The organism is Tenacibaculum xiamenense (genome assembly GCF_964513065.1).
Classification (GTDB): Bacteria; Bacteroidota; Bacteroidia; order Flavobacteriales; family Flavobacteriaceae; genus Polaribacter; species Polaribacter xiamenense.
On sequence record NZ_CAZEQU010000030.1, the window covers coordinates 151,532 to 172,549 of the forward strand.

At 31.9% G+C, this 21,018-nt stretch carries 19 protein-coding genes and 2 tRNA genes; 11 read left to right on the forward strand and 10 right to left on the reverse strand.

The features are described from left to right. Window positions 1-106: 106 nt before the first annotated feature. On the forward strand, window positions 107-469 hold the full coding sequence (locus ACKTTV_RS10735; protein ID WP_408030844.1) for an SPOR domain-containing protein: 363 nt from the start codon (window positions 107-109) through the stop codon (window positions 467-469). 40 nt (window positions 470-509) lie between these two features. Here the strand turns inward: ACKTTV_RS10735 and ACKTTV_RS10740 are convergent, their stop codons facing one another. Continuing rightward, on the reverse strand, window positions 510-1,040 hold the full coding sequence (locus ACKTTV_RS10740) for a CvpA family protein (RefSeq protein ID WP_408030845.1): 531 nt from the start codon (window positions 1,038-1,040) through the stop codon (window positions 510-512). 160 nt (window positions 1,041-1,200) lie between these two features. Continuing rightward, complete coding sequence (locus tag ACKTTV_RS10745) at window positions 1,201-2,379, reverse strand: T9SS type A sorting domain-containing protein (RefSeq protein ID WP_408030846.1); 1,179 nt, start codon at window positions 2,377-2,379, stop codon at window positions 1,201-1,203. A 294-nt stretch (window positions 2,380-2,673) separates the two neighbouring features. On the opposite strand from ACKTTV_RS10745, the gene ACKTTV_RS10750 reads away from it, so the two are divergent. From ACKTTV_RS10750 to ACKTTV_RS10760, 3 genes are all read left to right on the forward strand, one after another. Next, a complete protein-coding gene (locus ACKTTV_RS10750; RefSeq protein WP_408030916.1) occupies window positions 2,674-3,033 on the forward strand; it encodes a hypothetical protein in 360 nt (119 codons plus the stop codon). A gap of 195 nt (window positions 3,034-3,228) precedes the next feature. Next, window positions 3,229-4,608 (forward strand): TlpA family protein disulfide reductase, encoded by a 1,380-nt coding sequence (locus ACKTTV_RS10755; RefSeq protein ID WP_408030847.1) that lies wholly within the window; start codon window positions 3,229-3,231, stop codon window positions 4,606-4,608. 29 nt (window positions 4,609-4,637) lie between these two features. Next, window positions 4,638-4,826, forward strand: coding sequence for a hypothetical protein (locus ACKTTV_RS10760; RefSeq protein ID WP_408030848.1), 189 nt, complete (start codon window positions 4,638-4,640; stop codon window positions 4,824-4,826). A 49-nt stretch (window positions 4,827-4,875) separates the two neighbouring features. Here the strand turns inward: ACKTTV_RS10760 and ACKTTV_RS10765 are convergent, their stop codons facing one another. From ACKTTV_RS10765 to ACKTTV_RS10775, 3 genes are read right to left on the reverse strand one after another with little or no spacing between them, the layout of a single operon-like run. Further along, window positions 4,876-5,235 (reverse strand): YraN family protein, encoded by a 360-nt coding sequence (locus ACKTTV_RS10765; RefSeq protein WP_408030849.1) that lies wholly within the window; start codon window positions 5,233-5,235, stop codon window positions 4,876-4,878. A gap of 2 nt (window positions 5,236-5,237) precedes the next feature. Further along, window positions 5,238-6,224: a S66 peptidase family protein gene (locus ACKTTV_RS10770; RefSeq protein ID WP_408030850.1), complete on the reverse strand. Its 987-nt coding sequence runs from the start codon at window positions 6,222-6,224 to the stop codon at window positions 5,238-5,240. After that, on the reverse strand, window positions 6,224-6,667 hold the full coding sequence (locus ACKTTV_RS10775; RefSeq protein ID WP_408030851.1) for a GNAT family N-acetyltransferase: 444 nt from the start codon (window positions 6,665-6,667) through the stop codon (window positions 6,224-6,226). Before ACKTTV_RS10775 ends, ACKTTV_RS10770 begins: the two co-directional genes overlap by 1 nt. Before the next feature lie 288 nt (window positions 6,668-6,955). On the opposite strand from ACKTTV_RS10775, the gene metG reads away from it, so the two are divergent. Both metG and ACKTTV_RS10785 read left to right on the forward strand, forming a co-directional pair. After that, window positions 6,956-9,019, forward strand: coding sequence for a methionine--tRNA ligase (gene metG, locus ACKTTV_RS10780; protein WP_408030852.1), 2,064 nt, complete (start codon window positions 6,956-6,958; stop codon window positions 9,017-9,019). After that, on the forward strand, window positions 9,013-9,915 hold the full coding sequence (locus tag ACKTTV_RS10785; protein WP_408030853.1) for a histone deacetylase family protein: 903 nt from the start codon (window positions 9,013-9,015) through the stop codon (window positions 9,913-9,915). Before metG ends, ACKTTV_RS10785 begins: the two co-directional genes overlap by 7 nt. A 1-nt stretch (window position 9,916) precedes the next feature. Here the strand turns inward: ACKTTV_RS10785 and ACKTTV_RS10790 are convergent, their stop codons facing one another. Further along, window positions 9,917-10,486 carry a hypothetical protein gene (locus tag ACKTTV_RS10790; RefSeq protein WP_408030854.1) on the reverse strand — a complete coding sequence of 190 codons (570 nt, stop codon included), beginning with the start codon at window positions 10,484-10,486 and terminating at the stop codon, window positions 9,917-9,919. Window positions 10,487-10,635: 149 nt separating this feature from the next. On the opposite strand from ACKTTV_RS10790, the gene ACKTTV_RS10795 reads away from it, so the two are divergent. The 5 genes from ACKTTV_RS10795 (at window position 10,636) to ACKTTV_RS10815 (ending at window position 17,797) form a co-directional block, all read left to right on the forward strand. Next, complete coding sequence (locus ACKTTV_RS10795) at window positions 10,636-12,120, forward strand: hypothetical protein (protein ID WP_408030855.1); 1,485 nt, start codon at window positions 10,636-10,638, stop codon at window positions 12,118-12,120. Window positions 12,121-12,213: 93 nt separating this feature from the next. Then, on the forward strand, window positions 12,214-14,337 hold the full coding sequence (locus ACKTTV_RS10800; RefSeq protein ID WP_408030856.1) for a Tex family protein: 2,124 nt from the start codon (window positions 12,214-12,216) through the stop codon (window positions 14,335-14,337). Between the two features lie 150 nt (window positions 14,338-14,487). Continuing rightward, window positions 14,488-16,551: a PAS domain-containing sensor histidine kinase gene (locus ACKTTV_RS10805; RefSeq protein ID WP_408030857.1), complete on the forward strand. Its 2,064-nt coding sequence runs from the start codon at window positions 14,488-14,490 to the stop codon at window positions 16,549-16,551. A gap of 106 nt (window positions 16,552-16,657) precedes the next feature. Continuing rightward, on the forward strand, window positions 16,658-17,122 hold the full coding sequence (locus ACKTTV_RS10810; RefSeq protein WP_408030858.1) for a hypothetical protein: 465 nt from the start codon (window positions 16,658-16,660) through the stop codon (window positions 17,120-17,122). Between the two features lie 168 nt (window positions 17,123-17,290). Next, on the forward strand, window positions 17,291-17,797 hold the full coding sequence (locus ACKTTV_RS10815; protein WP_408030859.1) for a hypothetical protein: 507 nt from the start codon (window positions 17,291-17,293) through the stop codon (window positions 17,795-17,797). 104 nt (window positions 17,798-17,901) lie between these two features. On the opposite strand, the gene ACKTTV_RS10820 is transcribed toward ACKTTV_RS10815, so the two are convergent. The 4 genes from ACKTTV_RS10820 to ACKTTV_RS10835 form a co-directional block, all read right to left on the reverse strand. Then, on the reverse strand, window positions 17,902-18,996 hold the full coding sequence (locus tag ACKTTV_RS10820) for a slipin family protein (RefSeq protein ID WP_408030860.1): 1,095 nt from the start codon (window positions 18,994-18,996) through the stop codon (window positions 17,902-17,904). Between the two features lie 1,307 nt (window positions 18,997-20,303). Continuing rightward, window positions 20,304-20,798: a ribonuclease H-like YkuK family protein gene (locus tag ACKTTV_RS10825; RefSeq protein ID WP_408030861.1), complete on the reverse strand. Its 495-nt coding sequence runs from the start codon at window positions 20,796-20,798 to the stop codon at window positions 20,304-20,306. A 12-nt stretch (window positions 20,799-20,810) separates the two neighbouring features. Continuing rightward, window positions 20,811-20,881 (reverse strand) — tRNA-His (locus tag ACKTTV_RS10830). A gap of 59 nt (window positions 20,882-20,940) precedes the next feature. After that, a tRNA-Leu gene (locus ACKTTV_RS10835) sits at window positions 20,941-21,014 on the reverse strand. Between the last annotated feature and the right edge of the window lie 4 nt (window positions 21,015-21,018).

Below are 21,018 nucleotides of genomic sequence, written 5' to 3' on the forward strand. Positions count from 1 at the left end.
AATGTTAAGAGATTTGTAATTTGTAATTTATATCAATTCTAAATAAATAAAAGAAACAATGTATTATTTCACAAGTCGTTACTTTTGTAGAAAGAATATTAGCCACATGAGAAACATTAAAACCATTCTCTTTTTAGTTGTTTTTACGTTTATAGGCGCATTCCAAATGAATGCTCAAGAAGCTTATAACAACACCGAAGCTATAAAAAAGCTTATAGAGAAGAAAAAAGAATATAACAAAACCAATAAAAAAGGATACCTAATTCAATTATATAACGGCTTAGAACGCACTGCTAAAAGCACTCGTTATCGTTTTAAAATTGAATTTCCTGGAATACCAACTGAGCTAGAATACAAGGCTCCAGAATGGAAGGTACAAGTAGGTAATTATAAAACGCGACTTGAAGCCGACAGAGCTCTTAACAAAATAAGGGAGAAGTTTTCAGGAGCTATTGTTATACCTATGTAATATTTGGAATAACATTTACAAAACCAAAAGAGCAGGTAGTTTAAACTACCTGCTCTTTTGGTTTTTCAGCGTCATCTTCCTTTTTCTCTTCATCCTTTATAATAGACGGGAAAATCGTTGGCGCTATTTTCTTTACTGGTTTATACAAAATTGACTCTTCAAGATTTTCTTGCTTCACAAATGGAATAACACTATTCATTTTTCCAAAGAAGATAAAAATCACACTTAATATCAACCCTATTTTTAAGGCTCCAAATACACCTCCTAATATTTTATTTAGAATACCCAATGAAGCAAAATCGGCTATTTTGGTTAAAATCTTACCCAATAAAGCAATAAGAATTATTATCACAACAAAGGTTCCTGCAAAAGCCGCTAAAGAAACATACTTTTCATCCCAATTAACACTTTCTTTCAACCAGTCTCCAATGAAGTAAGAAAAATGAATCGCCCCATAAACTCCTGCAACTAATGCAACTAATGACGCAATTTCAACAAAAAGACCTTTCATTAGTCCTCGAACAAACCCAAACAAAAGGAGTGCTGCAATAATAATATCGAATGTATTCATCTCTGTTAATTTTTTATCTAGATAAGCAACAAAATACTAATATATACATTCGAAACGAACAAACGCAAATACTTAATGTGCATTTAGAAATAAATTCTGATTCCAAAACAGTTCTTGATACATTTCTTCACCCATCAAAATTTCCAAATGCACAAAAAAGTTACTTCTTAAGTATTTTTTTCTTTATAAGCTTTTCTCCTACTTTTATCTCACAAAAATACACACCAGATTTCCATGAACTGGTAGCAACCTTAAATTCAGTCTGACTATAGGTTTTATTTAAAACTTCATTTCCTTTACTATCAACAATTCTAATACTCGTTGGTATTGTTGTATTCGACTTTTCATTAGAAACAGTAAATTGATTACCGACTGGGTTAGGATATAGCTTCAAACCATCCAACACATCAGAATCATTATCTGCTCCGAAATTCACACTCTCTTCTAATTCCTTTGGAACAATTTCTTGACCTATATTTTCAATAATACCATTGGGGCTTCCAGGAAAACACTCTTGAACTCTGAAAAATTGTAGCGGTGCTGTCTTCCAAACGGGGCCAATTGACAATGAAACCATATATAATTTACCTATTTGAAAACTATACCCATTTTCATTAATTAATGCGTTCAAGCTAATATAGGAAGGTGCCGTACCACTACCTACCCAATCATTGTAATAATTCGTACCAATAGTCCAACTACTTAAATCAAACTCTGCTATTCGTATATGATAGCCTTTTTCAAATTGACTACAACTTCCATTTATTGCTACAGCATTTTTACATATTGTCTTAACTTCTTTAGATCCGTATTTAGAGTTTTCATTGTGTGTATCTTTAATGTTATACATAGTAAAACATGGTTTAGGCACACCTATTACCTTTGCTGTCCTCGTAGGGGTGTAAACTGTTTTACTACCTCCATCAACGGGTTTAAAAACTATTTTGACTTTGTACTGATATTCTGTTCCTTGGTATTGTAATACTTTTGCCGTACCAGAATAAACAGAAGAAGGGGTTCCACTATATCCAGTATTTGGAAAACCCGTTACATTGGGCACGAAACTTCCCCAACTTCCCCAAGAACCATCAGCTTTCTTTTTACGTCTTCGAGGGTACAAATAAAACCTACCATATTCATGAGTGTTTACCGAGGCAGTTACCCTCATATTAACCTCGTAATGCCCGGGATACGCGTCACTATCGGGATAGGCTGTAATATCGAACCCCGATGAACTTAAATCCAAGTCTAAATTTCTAGTGATAATTTGTGCATGGTTTTTTTCTGCAATTCCTAAGAATAATACCATGAAAATCAATTTAAAAATGTTTTTTTTCATTATAAATTATTTTAAGTTATTTTCTTAGTTGGTACAAATCCTATTTTTCATTACCCAAAAAAAATCTTTTCCTATCTCTCTATCCTACACCTTCGGAAAAACGAAATAATCCAATAAGTAAACCTCAACTGAAACGTATAAGACATGTATTCAATAATTACAACTATTTCTAACTTACTTGGTTTTGATGTTCTTATTCAATCAAAACTTATACTATCTTCACAAACAAGTTTTAGATTTTTCGAAATAGACAATTGGTTTAACTATCCTTCGTATCTTTGCGAATTTAGAGAAATGAGTAAAAAAGAAGATTTAAAAGAAAAATGGGATATAATTGTTAACAGATTATCATCTCAGTTTGCCGAAGGTGATGTTTTAGATGTAGATGCTATTATTTATTTAATAGGTATACAAGAACTTGGAAAAGGTCATCAAACTTTTAAAAAGGACGAAAAAATAAACTTAATGCATATTGCCATATGCAAACTTTTAGAACCTTATGGCTATTATGAATTTGAATATTTTGACGAGGATGGCTGGCCCCATTACAAAACCATAAACGAGTTACCTAATTTAAAACCTGGCGAACAATCAGTTCTAATGAAAGAAGCCATAATTAATTATTTTAATAACCTTGGTTTTTTTAATGATTAAAAATGACTGTCAAATTTGTCTTAATTATAAGATCAATTCTATTGTTTTTCTGATAAACTGTTATATATTTACTGAGTAAATTTATTGTTTTAAATTGGAAACTTAATAGATTGTCAACTTTGGTACACTTCTTGAAATGAAGTTATTAGACAACATATTTTGACCCCTTATAATAACTTTATCAAAACACTTATGATGAAAAAATTTCTAAGTTTAATCGTATTAATAAGTTCAATAGCAAATGCTCAGTTTTCGGTTAAGGGAACTATGACTCCTCCAGAAGATAGCGATTGGGTAATGCTTCATAAACTTCAAGGTATAAAACCTAAATACATTTCAAACGCAACTATTCAATTTGACACTATTGCTGTAGGTTCTGACAAACAAGTTTTAGGAAAATTCGCATTTGAATTACCTAGTGATACTGAACCTGGCGTATATAGAGCAACATACCGAACTAAAGGTGCTGGTTTTGTTGACTTCATATTTAACAAAGAAAATGTTGAATTCATTTTCAATCCAAAATACCCTGAGCAATCAATAGTATTTACCACTTCTCGTGAAAACAAGCTTTATTCAGAATACCTAGAATTGTATGCCAAAGCACAAAATAAGGTGAATGAACACCAAATGGAATATTTAAAAAATCCTTCGAAAGATGTTAAAAAAGCCTATAAGAGGGAAATAGGTAACCTTGAAGATTTGCAAGAAAAATATGAAAACAAGTCGGAAGGAATGCTTTCCAACAATTTTATAAAAGCTTCTCAACGTTATAACACTTCTGGAGTAGTTGATGAGATGACTGAATATGTATCGGAAACAGTTGACAACTTCTTTGAGTATGTCGACTTTGATAATAAAGCATTGTATAACTCTTCATTTTTAATTGATAAGGTGAACTATTTTGTTTTTCTATTGAATTATTCAGATGATCAAGTTACGCAACAAAAACTCCACAAAGAGTCTATAGAAAAAGTAATGGAGATTATTTCGAATAAGAAAGTTAAAAAGGAAATAATCGAATTTTTAGCTACTAGCTTTACTGATAAAAGAAATTCAGAAATAGTAGATTGGTTATTTACTGAATTTTACGATAAACTTTCGAATAAGGATGATGCATTTAAAACGAAAAAACTTGATCAATTAAGTGTTTCCGTTGGAAGAGATGCTCCTGATTTCTCTTGGAAAGAAGCTGACCAAGAATACAAGCTTTCGGAACTATCAGATGGCGAAAACTATTTATTAATCTTTTGGAGTACTGCTTGTCCTCACTGTACAAGAGAAATTCCAGAAGTGCATGAATTCATGAAGGATTTCAGTACAACTTCAGTAGTGAGTTTCGCTATCGAGAATGACGATGTTGAATTTAATAAGTTTAAAGAAAGATTAGGTGGATGGCATAATGTTATGGGAACACACCCAGAATATAAATTTGATAATGAAGTAGTAAAAAAATACAAAATTGATGCTACTCCAACATACTTCGTGTTAGATCAAAACAAAAAGATTATTGCGATACCAAATACAATTGACGACGTACACAAGTTTTTTGAAAATCTTGAAAAAATAAAATAAGACACACAAATTAAATTAAATCTAGGAAAATGAAAAATATCTTAAAAAATTTTAAAGCTTTATCAAAAGAAGAACTGCGCTCGATTAATGCAGGTTCTGATGAATGCGAAAGACATGCTCACCGATTAAACATGCCTCCTTATCGTAGAATGGGTGGTTATAACGATCCTTGCTTTTGGATGCTCATTAGAATTGCTCAAGCTCAAAGAGATAATTAAAATTAAACTATTTGTTAAGAAGCCTGCTTAAAGCAGGCTTTTTCTATTATTAGAAGTGCAGGAAAGCATCTTCGATATGTTCTATTGAAAAACCTTTTTTTTCAGATACTATCGCAATAATATCAAAACGAATTTCCAAATCAATATCATTTTCCTCTACATATTTATTAATAGCTTGAACTAATAATTTAATCTTTTTCTCATTTACAAAATCCTGAGGGTTTCCAAAATAAGCCGAAGTTCTTGTTTTTACTTCAACAACAACTAACAAATCGTTAATCTGAGCTACAATATCAATCTCAGCCTTTTGAAAACGATAGTTTCTACGGAGAATTCTGTAACCTTTATCTGTTAAAAAATTACATGCTATTTCTTCTCCTTTTTTTCCAAGCTCATAGTGATCTGCCATGTCTAGTCAAATACCACTTCTGACATCCCTTCCTTTTTTATATTTACCTCAATGCTCCTTCCCATTATCAAAGCTCTGTTGTCTGGTTCATGACCTGCTGGAAAATCAAAAACTATTGGAATATCTTTTGGAACAACTTCTAAAATTAATTGTTCAATTGAACTTCCCCAAGGGGTTGTATTTCTCTTAACTTTAGTCATGTCGCCAACAACAACGGCTTTTACTTTATTAAAATAGCCAGCTCTTTTTAAACTTTGCAACATTCTATCTATTGAATATTTGTACTCCCCTATTTCCTCTATAAACAACACCTTCCCTTCTGTAGAAATTTGACTATCCGATCCAAGTATTGAAGCCAATATTGCAATATTACCTCCTACTAATTGTCCATTTACGTCACCTTTTCTATTATATTTTGATGACGGAATTTGATAACTCAAGGATTCTCCAAAAAGGACTTTTTTAAAAGTAGCAATCGTATGTGGAATATCTTCTGGCTTGTCTTGCATGCTCGTTCCCATCATAGCGTGCAATGTTTCTACTCCTAAATTATGAACATGATTGTGAAAAGCAGTAATATCAGAATATCCAATAATCCATTTTGGGTTCTCTTTAAATTTTGAAAAATCCAATAAATCCAAAATTCTTACTGAACCATACCCTCCTCTAGCGCTCCAAATAGCTTTAATATTAGGGTTATCCAAAGCATCCTGAAAATCTTGGCAACGTTCTTCATCTGTACCAGCAAAATGATGGTTTTGATTGAACATGTTTTTTCCATACACCACCTTAAGCCCCCAGCTTTCGACAAGTTTTTTGGCCTTATCAATTACGTGCTTCCTGTTTTTTAAAATTCCAGCTGGCGCCACAATCGCAATTGTATCTCCTTTCTGTAAAGCAGGAGGAGTTATTAATTTTGAAACTTCTGTTTGACTCTGAACCATTATACTGATACTTATTAAAAATAAAGTGATTAATTTCTTTCTCATTATTCGATATGTTTAGACAATAAAAGTACTTTTTTTGTGTAACCAGCAAGAGTATTACACCATAAATGTTTTTCTGAAATAGACTCTGGAGGTGTAACTTTAGGATTATCAAAACCAAACCCATGGTAAAAATTGTTTAAATCCTCGAATGGTAAACACCAAATATTTTTGTAAGACAAATCAGTTTCGCTACATAAATAAGAAACTATGGCTCTTGCCACTCCTAACCCACGGTAGTTATCATTAACAAAAATCCCTCCTAACTCCCAATTCTCTTCATCTATTTTTACCAAACGTCCTAAACCACATTTTTGATTCTCAAACTCAGCAATGACTATAAACTCATTAGAAAACTTAGAACTTTTAAATCCTATTTTCTCATAACATGAATTTACCCAAGGCAATTCATCTTCTGAAATTCTTCTAATCTTAACAGTATTCATAGTAATTATTAAATTGAAAATTAATCAAAATTTTAAACCTCGTTAACACCAAAATTTTCACAAAAAACAATAGATATTGATCACGTAAATTTATGAATAAATATAAATTTCGTTCCCTAAATTAACCACCCTAAGAGAAGCCTTTGTAGCATTGAAAGGAAATCGTTAAAATTTCGACATAAGGGTTGAAATATTTAAATCTCACTTAATGAGTAAATGTATTTAATTTTGATGAGTAAAAAAATAGCTTTTTTGTACTTTTGCATTTAATTTTTTAGCGTAACATTCATGAACAAACCAAAAAGATATACAATAACAGCAGCATTACCCTATACTAATGGTCCTATTCATATTGGTCATTTAGCAGGTGTTTATGTTCCTGCTGACATATATGCACGTTTTTTGCGTGCAACGGGTAACGATGTAGCTTATATATGTGGCTCTGATGAACATGGTGTAGCCATACCAATGCGCGCTAAAAAAGAAGGAGTTTCTCCTCAAGATATCATTGACAAATATCACGGTATTATTAAAAACTCTTTTGCTGACTTTGGAATTTCATTTGATAATTACTCTCGTACCTCTGCTGAAATTCACCATAAGACAGCTTCAGACTTTTTTCAGAAACTATATAAAGATGGAGAGTTTATTGAAGAGGTAACTGAACAATTATATGATGAAGAGGCTAATCAATACTTAGCTGATAGATTTGTTATTGGTACTTGTCCTAAATGTGGTAACGAAGAAAGTTATGGAGATCAATGTGAGAAGTGTGGTACTAGTCATAATGCTACCGATCTAATTAACCCTAAATCTGCTATCACTGGAAACATTCCAACTTTAAAAGAAACAAAACACTGGTTCTTACCTTTAGATAAACATGAAGACTTTTTAAGAGAATGGATTTTAGAGGGGCATAAAAACGATTGGAAACCAAATGTACTTGGACAAGTAAAATCATGGATTGATGATGGTTTACGCCCTCGTGCTGTAACCCGTGATTTAGATTGGGGAATTCCTGTTCCTGTCGAGGGTGCTGATGGAAAAGTATTATATGTTTGGTTTGATGCTCCTATCGGATATATTTCTTCTACTAAAGAATGGGCAGAAAGAGAAGGTAAAAATTGGGAAGATTATTGGAAGAAAGACGATACCAAGTTAGTACACTTCATAGGCAAAGATAATATCGTATTTCACTGTATTATTTTCCCTGCAATGTTAAAAGCACATGGGAATTATATTTTACCGGAAAATGTGCCAGCCAATGAGTTTTTAAACTTAGAAGGAAATAAATTATCTACTTCTAAAAACTGGGCTGTTTGGTTACATGAATATTTGGAAGAATTCCCAGGACAACAAGATGTATTACGTTACACATTAACAGCGAATGCTCCTGAAAATAAAGACAACGATTTTACCTGGAAAGATTTCCAAGCCAAGAATAACAATGAATTGGTTGCTGTATTCGGTAACTTTATCAATCGTGTTGTTGTATTAACCAACAAATACTATAACGGTATTGTTCCTACTCCAGCTGATTTTTCGGATATTGATCAGGATGTTTTAGATCAGTTAAAGGAATTTCCAAATAGTATTGCAAAATCTATTGAGCGTTATCGTTTCAGAGAAGCATCTCAAGAAATGATGAATTTAGCTCGATTAGGAAATAAATACTTAGCTGACGAAGAGCCTTGGAAAGTAATTAAGGAAGATGAAGAACGTGTAAAAACTATTATGTATGTAGCGTTACAAATAGCTGCTGGTTTGGCAGTAGTTTCTGAACCGTTTTTACCATTTACTTCATCAAAATTGAAAAATATTTTAAACCTTAATACGGCCGAACTAAACCATAAATGGGTTGATATTTCTGAGAAAAATGTTCTTCTTCCTGCCAATCATCAAGTTAATAAAGGGGAGTTGCTATTTGCTAAAATAGAAGACAAAACTATTCAAATTCAGTTAGACAAATTAGAAGCTACCAAGAAGGCAAATGAAGCTGCAAATAAGGAAGTAGAACCTCAAAAAGAAACTATTCAATTTGATGATTTTACAAAAATAGATATCCGTGTAGGGACTATTATTGAAGCTGAAAAAGTTGCAAAAACTAAAAAGCTTTTAAAACTTACCGTTGATGTAGGTATTGATACTCGTACTATTGTATCAGGAATTGCTGAAAGTTTTAAACCTGAAGATATCATTGGTCAACAAGTTACCGTTCTTTGTAATTTAGCTCCAAGAAAGTTACGTGGTGTAGAAAGCCAAGGAATGATTTTAATGACCGATACTCCTGAAGGGAAATTAGCCTTTATGGAACCCAAAGGAAAGGTCATAAACGGATCTCAGGTGTGTTAAAAATAGCTTATCACGAAATATACAATCATCCATTACCTGACAACCACAGGTTTCCGATGATGAAATATGATTTATTGCCTCAACAATTGCTCCATGAAGGAACTTGCGTTGAGGCAAATTTCTTTACCCCTGAAATTCCGAATAACAAACACTTTTTTACGGTTCACACTCCTGAATATTTCTTTGATTTATTAAATATTACGCTCTCAAAAAGAGATGAACGTAAAATTGGTTTCCCGCTTACAGAACAACTTGTTGCTAGAGAAATGATTATTGCCGATGGCACCATGAAAGCTACTCATTATGCTTTGGAAAATGGCATTGCTATGAATATAGCCGGAGGAACACATCATGCGTTTTCCGACAGAGGTGAAGGTTTTTGTTTATTGAATGATCAAGCAGTTGCAGCAAAATACCTACAACAACAAAAATTAGCGAACAAAATTCTAATTGTTGATTTAGATGTGCACCAAGGAAATGGTACCGCTGAAATTTTCAACAATGACGATTCTGTATTCACCTTTTCTATGCATGGAAAAACCAACTATCCTTTCCATAAAGAACAATCGGACTTAGACATTCCTTTAGAAAATAATACTTCCGATAGTGAATATCTTTCTATACTAAAGAAAACACTTCCTGAACTGATCAAAAAAGTGCAACCCGATTTTATATTTTACCAATCAGGTGTTGACATTTTGGAAAGCGACAAACTCGGAAAATTGAGTCTATCTATAGAAGGCTGTAAAGAAAGAGATTATTTTGTTTTACAAACTTGTCATGACGAAGAAATACCTGTTGTTTGCAGTATGGGTGGAGGTTATTCTGAAGACTTAAAAATTATTGTGGAAGCCCATGCGAATACCTATCGATTGGCACAGGAGATTTATTTTTAAACTACTCTAATCTCACATAATTTACTTTCTTTAAATCAAATCCATCAAACGACTCAATACCAAAGAAATCATCAAACTCCTTTTCAATTTTGACACATTCTTCTATTGAGTACTTATGGTGAAAATCGTCCAAACTCATATTTCTATTACGTAAATAACTTTCAAAATTATCCTCAAAAAAATCAGCACTTAAAACATACCTATTAATTTTGAGGTAAAACTTCTCTAAATCATCAAGTAAAAAATCTTTTATCCGAAATTCTTGTTTGTATAAATACTGCTCAAACACTTCAGGTAATTTTAAATTATGCTTTTCAACATAGTGAGTTAAATTCGTATTCCAACTCCAAAACCCATCTGTGGATGTATTTCCATATTCTCGAATGCTTTCGTTGCAAACGACGCATTTTTCTTTCATTAATACTATGGCTCCTCGATACGATTTATTGAAATACCTTAATATCTCTGATTTATAATTTGCTTCCAAGGGACTAACATTTTTTTCTATATAAGTTTCTGAAAAGTGGTAAATCGTTATTGGACTTAACCGACCATCTATTAAATAAAGCATCTATGTTTTTTCTTTTATAATTAAGTACAAATTCTTGCACATATTAACCACTCAGAATATTTATTTTTAAAAGGCTTCATTCTCACTCCTTTTTTTCGGTAATTTCGCATTCAAAGAAAAATAATTGTTATTCTTCAAATTATCTAGTTATGAAAAAAACACTACTTATAGTCTTATTGACTTTATATTCTTCAATTAATAATGCACAGGAACTTATTTCCGAATTTAATCACTCTCTTAAAACCTCTCGTTCTAAGCAAAAGGATATTTACCCTTTAGTAAACACCAAAGATAATTCTTTCAGTATTTTTATTGCTGATGCAAAAAAAGCATATTGCTATAAGTTCGACAATAATTTCAGATTGACACATCAGCTACAATTTGATAATAAATTAAGAAAATACAAGCAAATTATAGGTTATTCATTCTTAGAAAACGGAGACTATAAGGTATATCTCAAAAACAAAAAGAATGATTTCTTGGAGGTTTCTTTTCTTTTCGAAGAAAAACGTTCTACTTCAAAAGAGTTCAAACTACTAACTGATTATGAAACGTATTTACAATCATTTACATTAAATAATAAGTTCTATCTTGTTTCCAGCGCTAAGAAAGTTAATGGTTTGTATTTTTATACGTTCGATACAGAAACACCCAAAAGAAATAAAATTGATTTAACCAAAATAAAGGCTCTATCAATAGATAACCAAAAAGTAGATTTGATGTCTGCCTTATTGGAATCCAAAGAACCATTGCTTAAATTTGATCAGAGTTCGCCTCAATCAATAGTTACTTCCTCTACTAGTTATAAAATGTTCCTTAATGATCGAACTGTAACTTTTCTTTTAAACAACAACTCTAATTTTACACAAATATTAAGAGTAAATATAGATGACTTTTCGGCGAATTTCGAGAAAATCAATAATCCATTAGAAACTACAAAAAGGCGACATAAAAAATCAAATGCATTTTTAAACAATGACCACCTTTTTTCTTTAGCTGTATCAAAAGATTCCCTAAAATTAAAAATTACGCCTTTTAATGATAGAGAAAATTTCACGGAGTACTCTGTTTCTAAAAAAGACTCTATTGATTTCAAGAACTCTTCGATAAGATATTCCGCTGGTGGAAAATATAAGAAAAACACTAGTAAAAACTTAATAAGACAAATGAGGTATGGAAAACCTTCCATTAACGTAATATCTAATAACAATAAATATAACTTAACTATTGGATGTGTACTTCCCCAAACAACATATTTCGGACCTGCATTAAGGGTTGGTTTTTCCGACGCGGGATTTACTTCTACAAGGCCATCTTATGGAATCCATTTTGGGAGCTTTATAGATTACGCTTTAGCCTCTGACTATCTTTTGTTTTCTTCTATTTTAGATTCGAACTTGAATCACTTAAAAGATGAAAAAACGGATAATGTTTATGAAAAGGTAAAAGACTATTTAGATCCCAATAGAACTGAAGAAACCTTAAAAAAAGTTTTTCACATTGAAAATCCTTTCAAAAGCGATAATCTAGATACCGATGATAGTATTTTCAAATATCTTGATTATTACATTTATATTGACTATAACAAAAAAACAAACTCATATAAACTCTTAAAATTTGAACCTTTTAAGTAATCTCTAGAAGAGATTATACTAATCAAAAACAATATTATTTTATCTTAGCAACCTCGCTTTTTGGCGGGGTTCTTTTTTAAACATTATTTCAATATGCAACTCATTACTTATATTTCTTCAAACGTTCAAATCTCTCAAAAGTCAATTGAAAATACCATTGAGCTACTGAATGAAGATTGTACCGTTCCATTTATTGCTCGTTACAGAAAAGAAAAAACTGGAAATTTAGATGAAGTTGAAATTGGACAAATAGTTCAACTAAAAGAACAATTTGAAACTTTAGAAAAGAGAAAAAAAGCTATTTTAAAAGCAATTGATGAACAAGGTGGTCTAACAGATGAATTAAAGGCTAAAATTGAAAGAACAGACAATTTAACTGCCTTAGAAGACCTTTATCTTCCTTTTAAAAAGAAAAGAAAAACGAAAGCTGAAACTGCCAGAAAAAATGGGTTAGAACCATTAGCTAAAATCATTATGAGTCAACGTAATGATGATTTGGAATATGTGGCTTCAAAATATGTGAAGAACGAAGTGGAATCAGTAGATAAAGCTTTGGAGGGCGCTCGACATATTATAGCAGAATGGATAAACGAACGTACCGATATTCGTAATATGGTTCGTAGAGAATTAGAACGTTATTCAACCATAGCTACTAAAGTTGTTAAAACCAAAAAAGACGAAGCAGAAGCTCAAAAATATAAGGACTATTTCGATTGGTCGGAAAACTTACGAAGAATCCCATCTCATAGAATGTTGGCTATTTTAAGAGCCGAAAAGGAAGGGTTCATTCGTGTTAAGATCGAAATTGATGACACGAATGTCTTAGATAAAATTGATCGTAAACTGATTAAATCAAATAATGAAAGTGGTGCTGAAATTCAACTAGCTATTGATGACTCATACAAACGTTTATTACTTCCGTCATTAACTACCGAAGCAATGAATCTTGCAAAAGCTAAAGCAGACGAATCTGCCATCAATGTATTTGCTAAAAACCTACAACAATTATTACTGGGCTCTCCTTTAGGCGAAAAGCGTATTCTTGCTATTGACCCTGGATTTCGAACTGGTTGTAAAGTTGTTTGTTTAAATGAACAGGGCGATTTATTGGAAAATGAGACTATCTTTCCACATCCTCCTCAAAACAAATCAAGAGAAGCTTCCTATACACTTGAACACCTAATAAAAAAACATCAAATAGAAGCAATATCTATTGGAAATGGAACCGCTTCAAGGGAAACGGAACGATTGGTAAGAAATATTTCATTTTCTAGTCCTATTGAGATCTTTGTAGTAAGTGAGGCTGGAGCGTCTATTTATTCAGCTTCAAAGATTGCTCGAGATGAATTTCCTAATCATGATGTTACGGTGAGAGGAGCCGTTTCTATTGGTCGTCGTTTAGCTGATCCTTTGGCTGAATTAGTTAAAATTGACGCCAAATCTATAGGAGTCGGTCAATACCAACATGATGTTGATCAATCTAGTTTAAAACAATCACTAGATACTGTTGTCGAACATTGTGTTAATAAGGTTGGAGTTAATATAAATACAGCAAGTGCCTCTCTTTTAAGTTATGTTTCTGGAATTGGACCAAAACTGGCTGAAAATATTGTAAACTACCGAAACGAAAACGGAGCTTTCGATAACAGAACTGCAATAAAAAAAGTGCCTCGTTTAGGAGGAAAGGCCTTTGAACAATCTGCTGGTTTTTTACGTATAAAAAATGGAAGTAACCCTTTGGATAATTCTGCAGTGCATCCTGAACGCTATAATTTAGTAAAACAAATGGCAAAGGATGCTGGTAAAAATTTGAATGATTTAATTGGGAATTCCAGTACATTAAAGCAAATTAAATTGCAGCGTTATATTACCGATTCATATGGACTACCTACACTTCAAGACATTATTAAAGAATTGGACAAACCAGGTTTAGACCCTCGATCAAAAGCCAAAGCTTTTAGTTTTAATGAACATATTAAAACCATTGACGATGTAAAAACAGGAATGGTTTTACCGGGCATTGTAAACAATATTACCAATTTTGGTTGCTTTGTTGACATTGGTGTAAAAGAAAGTGGATTAGTACATGTATCGAATCTTTCTAACACTTTTGTAAAAGATATTAATGATCATGTAAGTTTACAACAACAAGTACAGGTAAAGGTGTTAGAAGTAGATTTAGCTCGAAAGAGAATTCAGCTTAGTATGAATTTCTAGTTATCAAGATTAACTTAAAATAAAAATATTTTCTACATTCAATTAGTATAATTAATTAGTTTTCACTATATTAACTTGATTTTTAGAACCCCTATGTCTTCAGCCCCCGCAGCTAAGAGATATTTTTTAACTAAGTCTAACTGACCAAAAATGAACCACAACAAGCGACAATTTTTGGAAGCTTCTCTGGCATATGAAAAAATGGCTCGTAAGGAAACCGAAGTTGCTTTGCAAGAAACCTCAAAAGCTCTCCAAAACAAAAATAAAGAACTAGAAAGTGCCAAAACAAAAATCATAAAACTTGTCAATGACAAACAAATTGAACTTGACAATTTGTTTCGGACCATTATTGATCCCTATATCTTAATGGATCTATTTGGCAATGTGATTAAAATGAATAAAGCCTCAGAAGATTTCTTCGGTGTACCACAAAAGAAAAAATCTTTTAACGTTATGACTACCGTATATGAGGAAGATATTGAACATACCCGCGATGCCTTTCAAGAATTTTTAAAAACAGGTAGTTTCAGAAACTTTCAGGCACGCCTATATAACGGTGAAAAAGAACTTCGATGGGTAGATATTAACTGCAACATTATCTATAATTCTGATGGTAAGCCTCATCTAGCACAAGGAATTATTCGAGATATTACCGAACAAAAAAGACAGCAAGAATATTTTAATGAACAAAAAAAACAACTAGATGCAATAATAGAAAACTCTTCCTTAGGTATCGTATTAACTAAACGAGGAAAAATACTTAAAACCAATAAAGCTTTTCAAGATTTCTTACACTACACAGAAAAAGAATTATTAGAACTTTCAGTTGCTGATATTTCATTAAAAGAAGATAAAGAAAAATCATACGAACTTATGAAAAAACTGGATAATGGAGAAATAGATAGCTTTTCAATTGTAAAAAGATATAGATCAAAAAACAACAAAATTTTCCCTGCTAAAACCAATGTTTCGTTGGTAAAAAATGGTAAAAACAGAGACTACCAAGTTGCTGTTATAGAAGACATCACAAAAGAGTATAAAAATCAGTCTTTATTAAAAGCCTTAAACCTCTTAATGTCTTCAATAATGGGTAAAACCAATATTAAAGAAATTGCTTGGGAGTTAGCAGCAATTCCTGCCAACTTACTTCAATTCGAAAATTCAACCATTTATTTGATGGATTCGAAAACGAAAACTCTGGAACGAATGGCGGCTTACAAGAGTAAAAAGAATTATTCTTTGAATTTGGCCATTACTAATGAAGTACTGAAATCAGGTAAATCTCAAATAATTAACAATGTACTAAAAGATATTCGATACGAAAATGATCAGAAAACTCATGCTTCTGAAATTTTCATTCCTATAATTGATGAAGGTATTACCATTGGCTTAATAAACTCAAAAAACACTAACCAAGGTTTTTTTACAAAAAAGCACTTAAAAACTTTAGAAACCATTGCTAATTTAGCAGCTACTCAGTTAAAAAGTGCCATGAACTTGAGTTTATTGCTAGAAACTAACAAGACCAATAAGGCACTTGTTAGAAACCTTAAAATTAGTAATAAAGAACTCAATGACTTTGCACAGGTTGTCTCTCATGATTTAAAATCTCCTTTGAGAAGTATGAATGCTTTGATTAACTGGATAAAAGATGAAAACGAGGCTAGCCCTAATGCTGTTATAGAAGAATATATTGCCCTACTTTTTAAACAAGTTGATAAAATGGATCACTTGATTAATGGGATTTTGAAATACGCTAGAATTGATCAAGTAAAATCGGCAAGACGAAAGACAAACTTAAAAATATTGCTTCCTGAATTAATTGATACCATTTATGTTCCTGAACATGTTACTATTAAACTTCCAGAAAAATTACCTTTTATAAAGGTAGATAAATTTAGATTACATCAGCTTTTTCAAAACTTAATTGATAACGCCATTAAGTATAGTAACAATGAACGTGGTATTGTTATTATTGACTCTATAGAGCGAGAAACTTGCTGGGAGTTTAGCATTTCCGACAACGGTCCAGGAATACCTCAACAATACCATGATAAAATATTTAAGATTTTTCAAACTTTAGGAGATGAAAACTCTTCAACTGGAGTAGGATTATCAATTGTGAAAAAAATTATTGATTTACATGGAGGTGATATTTGGCTTCGTTCAAAAGAAAACGAAGGAACCACTATTTACTTTACGCTACCAAAATAGTTTTATTAACCATAATAATATCACTTAGTAAATATCTAAGCGTATTTGGAATTTACTTTAGTGTTTCATCTTTTTATAATTGAGTAATCAGCACTAGTCTTTAACCATGAAACTGTTCCCCAAACTTTTAAAACTAGCACTTACTTTACTACTTTTTCTAGCCTGTATCTCAGACGAAGAACTCAATGCTATTCAAAACCAACCAATGTCATTCAATGATCTTTTCAAAAAGGTGTCATCCATGAGTTTTCATGACTCTGATGATACTATTATTTATGTAAACTACGAATATGATAATTTAAATAAGAAAGTAATATTTCTAGATTTGGAAGAAAAAGAACCAGATTTTTTTCTTTTAGGTAATCCTGCCGAAGTTAAAAGCAGAATATTAAACAACAACTATGAAATAGTTTACTCACATGACAAAAGTGAATCATTAATACGATCAAGTAACGAAAAGGATCAAGACCAATTGATCTCATCTTTTACAGAACAAATTGAGAATATCAAAAAAAATAGATTCAGTATTGCTTATACGCCTCAAAGCAGGTCATTTTATTTAATGAAATAGAAGAAACATTATTTTCTTAGACTTGAAAAAACAGATTATCAAATCTGTTTAACTGGTTAAGGTAAGTTTAACCAATAAACTCCGTCTATAATAAAGTGAACAAAAACTGAAAGTAAAAACAAGCGCTTTTATTATTATATTACTTTAGTTTAAATTATATCTGAGTTTATGGAAACAACTAAATTTCATCAATTATGTAGTGCTTTTGGGCATGCGCAAGACAGTTTTGACAACTATCGTAAAGAAAGTCATCTACTTGCTGTTGAGTTAGTAAAACAGCTAAAAGAATATTACCAAATTCCAGAAAGCCAGTTTTCATTATTTAAAATAGATCATAATGGTCAATTTGATTTGGTACAACCTGAGCTAGTTCATGCTATTTCACTTATGCCCGATAGATATTGGCATTTTGGAATCGGTTTAACTGTTTGCAAAGCACCTGAAACATTACCGATTGAAGTAATTATAATTCATTTGAAATTCAAAAAAAACAGTCAAAATAAGTTCTATGTTCAGTATGCTAATAATCCTGAAAAGTTTGAGATTAAAAAGGATAATTCAGCATTATTTATTACTTTTTTCGATTTCCTATTTAGTGAAATTATATCTTCTTACAACAATAGCTTGCAATTGTTTATTGGAGAAAAAACGGAACGAAAATTAGGATATGTTTAAATATATAGATAGATAAAGAAAAAGCCAGTCATGGCTTCATACTTAAATATAACACAACTTTAAGCACAAATTATAACTGACTCGTTCGCTAAAACTATTAACGTTTAATGCGTGAAAATTTCCTTTAATTGTTTGATTACGTTTCCATTTCCTGATACCGTAATTTCACCAATTTTATCGGCAATTTTCTCCACATATTCCATCTCCTTTAATTTGAACAACATTTCGTTGTTTTCCATTAATTTGGCAGTATTTAACAAGCTTCTTGTTGAAGCTGTTTCTTCTCTTCGGGTAATAATATTAGCCTGAGCTTTTTTCTGAGCCACTAAAACTTGATTCATGATCTCTTTCATTTCTCCAGTTAAAATAACATCTCTAATTCCACAGTTTAATACTTTAACACCTAAAGCAGTTGCCTTTTCTTGAACTTCATTGAATACTGAGGTCGCAATATCTTCTTTCTTTTCTAAAAGCTCATCTAAAGTGAATCCACCAACATAAGCTCTTAAAATTAATTGCATAGCAATATATAACTGCTTTTCATAATCTTTATTCGCTAACAACGCTTTTTCAACATCAACAACCTTATATTGAGTATAGAAGTTTATTCTAATGTTTGCTTTGTCTTTTGTTAACAATTCCTGACCTGAAATCTCCAATTGTAACTGACGCATATCAATTTTTGCTAACTTAATAGTGGTATCATTTCTCCAGTATCTGTAAACACCACCCGTTAAGGTTTTCTCATAAACATCATTGATAAGCAATACAGCTTTTTCATAAGCTGCCACTTCAAAAACTCTGATGTTTTTATTTACCTCAAAATTATTAAACAAAGTCTTATCCATATTCTTTGGCATTTCAATTTCTGAAGTGTCAAACAACTCAATCTTTCTGTTCACTAAACCTTTCCAGAAAACATACCTGCCTGCATACAAAACTCTTTTAAAGTTTTTGTTTTCATAAACAAAAGCCAATTGGCCATCTTTTACTTCAACCACTTCTATCAATGTTGCCAAGTATTCATCTTCTAGTAAAATCTCTAAAGCTATTGGAGCGTAAAAATCTCTGGTTAAATCATACACTTTTACTTCATGATTAAACCCTAACCAATACGTACCTTGTGTAATTACTTTAAGATAATCACCATTTTTGAACACCAATCCAACATATCCTTGATTAATTCTTACTCTTCTCATTTGTTTTAATTTTAGTTATACTTCTCCTTTATCAATTTTTAAATTGAATTCTTTAATCTCTTTTATTATAAAAGCATTGAGTGTCCATGCTTACCAGCATACGGAAATACTAAGTCTTTGACGTAATATCGAAATTGTTTATCAAATGGATTATCATTCCTTCCTGAACCATAATTGACTTGCAAACATCAAACGTATTTCATTCAAATAGTTTACTATTTCAAGGCATTTTGACAAGTATTTTTTAATCATTTTAACGAAAACAAAGAGTAAACTCTTGGTATCATCTTGTGATTAAAAAACTCATGTAACACCCATTACTTTTACCATCAGTTTTAAAAGATGATGTGCTTTTCAAAAATAAACCTACGTTATGAGCGTAGTGCTCTACCTAACTGAGCTACACAGCCTAGTTTTGGTGGCTGTGACAGGATTCGAACCTGTGCAAAAAATACAGACGTGAAAGGTCTGTGAGTTAAAGGATTTTCAGTCCTTCGCATTCGACCACTCTGCCATCCTGATTTCTCAGGAGTGGGATTCGAACCCACGAACTCTAATCTATTGCTCTAACCAACTGAGCTACTTCCCCTTTTTTCTTATTTACTTTGCGGGGAAGATGGGATTCGAACCCACGACACATAGAACTTGTGACTGTTTTTTGGCTAACAATCAAAACCTTCAAGTCAAGTTGCACATAAAACACTAATACATTACTGCAAGGTTTTATACAATGGTGTTATACAGAAACACGCAACAAGACTCGCTTGATATTTTAACATCATTATGAATTAACGACGATTATCTTATTTACTTCTGTTATTCAAAATAATTTCATTTGAAATGTTAAGAAAAATTTGTACCCCTTATCAGATTCGAACTGATACTCCTCTATTGAGGCAGATTGGCTCTAAATGCGCTTCCCTACTTAAAATCCTGTTTTGTTCGGTGCTTCTGCAAATTCTATTCATTAACAAGCACATCGCTAACGACATCATCCAATCACTCCATGGTTACGAAACAAGGTCTTTTACCATAGCTCTTCCTTTTAAGCTAAAGAGGTATTTTCTTTTTACAATTCTCCCACTTTTAACGGCGTTCTTTTTCAATTACATTACAAATATTTCACACTATTACGCAGTCTTTTTGCGCAATTATAAATTCTTTATTTTTTATATCAGTTCAAGTGTAATTATGCGTTATAAAACAATATAGTTTCGTATCAATAAGATTTTAAGCTTCGAATTATTAACTAGTTCTCGATACAATTTTTACTCCGTTCCACTTCATAAAAATCACTCGAACTGACATTAAACAACCTTATCGGCACAAGAAGAACTTGCGAATGCATGTGGCTTTGCTTTAAATTCAAATCCCATTCCTAGAATGTATCCCATAGCATCTTTTAAAGCCACATTCGATTGAAACTTAGGATCTGTGTTAATATCCGCATGTACTTCCAATCCTACATTATAGCCATCAAGTAAATCACATATTGTATACGCTACTTCCACAGACATCGTTACTTCTTTTAGCATACGCTCTTTAAGAGATACCTTTTTTGGTCCTTTATCATTTCTAATAAACATAAACCCTCCTTTACCTTCTCTTAAAACAACGATTGCTGTTGCATACTCTACATACGATTTGTAAGCCTGAGAATCAGAACCTACACAAACTTTTAAACGATATCCTTCCTTTTGTTCTTTAGAGATGGCTTTTTCTAACACCTCAACAATAGAACCTTCGAATACTTTTCCACTAAAATTTCTCCATTTTTGTTCCACAATTTCTACTTTTTTCATTTACTTTTTTTGGGTGACTTCGGGATTCGAACCCTGTTCTTCTCAACCACAACGAGACGTTTTACCAAATAAACTAAAGTCACCATTTCAATTGTTCAATGATCATTGTTCAGTGATCACTGATAATTATTTATTGATCTTGTACAGGAAGAGAGACTCGAACTCTCAAGATTCTGATTCTAAATCAGACGCGTATACCATTTCCGCCATTCCTGCAATT

Bases quoted from the DNA above. Each gene is read 5' to 3' on its own strand.
- ACKTTV_RS10790 (WP_408030854.1), bottom strand. From the start codon at position 10,486: ATGCTTTATTTAATAGATGGTCGGTTAAGTCCAATAACGATTTACCAC.
- ACKTTV_RS10740 (WP_408030845.1), bottom strand. From the start codon at position 1,040: ATGAATACATTCGATATTATTATTGCAGCACTCCTTTTGTTTGGGTTT.
- ACKTTV_RS10760 (WP_408030848.1), top strand. From the start codon at position 4,638: ATGAAAAATATCTTAAAAAATTTTAAAGCTTTATCAAAAGAAGAACTG.
- ACKTTV_RS10820 (WP_408030860.1), bottom strand. From the start codon at position 18,996: ATGAGAAGAGTAAGAATTAATCAAGGATATGTTGGATTGGTGTTCAAA.
- ACKTTV_RS10745 (WP_408030846.1), bottom strand. From the start codon at position 2,379: ATGAAAAAAAACATTTTTAAATTGATTTTCATGGTATTATTCTTAGGA.
- ACKTTV_RS10815 (WP_408030859.1), top strand. From the start codon at position 17,291: ATGGAAACAACTAAATTTCATCAATTATGTAGTGCTTTTGGGCATGCG.
- ACKTTV_RS10765 (WP_408030849.1), bottom strand. From the start codon at position 5,235: ATGGCAGATCACTATGAGCTTGGAAAAAAAGGAGAAGAAATAGCATGT.
- metG (WP_408030852.1), top strand. From the start codon at position 6,956: ATGAACAAACCAAAAAGATATACAATAACAGCAGCATTACCCTATACT.
- ACKTTV_RS10750 (WP_408030916.1), top strand. From the start codon at position 2,674: ATGAGTAAAAAAGAAGATTTAAAAGAAAAATGGGATATAATTGTTAAC.
- ACKTTV_RS10825 (WP_408030861.1), bottom strand. From the start codon at position 20,798: ATGAAAAAAGTAGAAATTGTGGAACAAAAATGGAGAAATTTTAGTGGA.
- ACKTTV_RS10805 (WP_408030857.1), top strand. From the start codon at position 14,488: ATGAACCACAACAAGCGACAATTTTTGGAAGCTTCTCTGGCATATGAA.
- ACKTTV_RS10755 (WP_408030847.1), top strand. From the start codon at position 3,229: ATGAAAAAATTTCTAAGTTTAATCGTATTAATAAGTTCAATAGCAAAT.
- ACKTTV_RS10735 (WP_408030844.1), top strand. From the start codon at position 107: ATGAGAAACATTAAAACCATTCTCTTTTTAGTTGTTTTTACGTTTATA.
- ACKTTV_RS10770 (WP_408030850.1), bottom strand. From the start codon at position 6,224: ATGAGAAAGAAATTAATCACTTTATTTTTAATAAGTATCAGTATAATG.
- ACKTTV_RS10795 (WP_408030855.1), top strand. From the start codon at position 10,636: ATGAAAAAAACACTACTTATAGTCTTATTGACTTTATATTCTTCAATT.
- ACKTTV_RS10775 (WP_408030851.1), bottom strand. From the start codon at position 6,667: ATGAATACTGTTAAGATTAGAAGAATTTCAGAAGATGAATTGCCTTGG.
- ACKTTV_RS10800 (WP_408030856.1), top strand. From the start codon at position 12,214: ATGCAACTCATTACTTATATTTCTTCAAACGTTCAAATCTCTCAAAAG.
- ACKTTV_RS10810 (WP_408030858.1), top strand. From the start codon at position 16,658: ATGAAACTGTTCCCCAAACTTTTAAAACTAGCACTTACTTTACTACTT.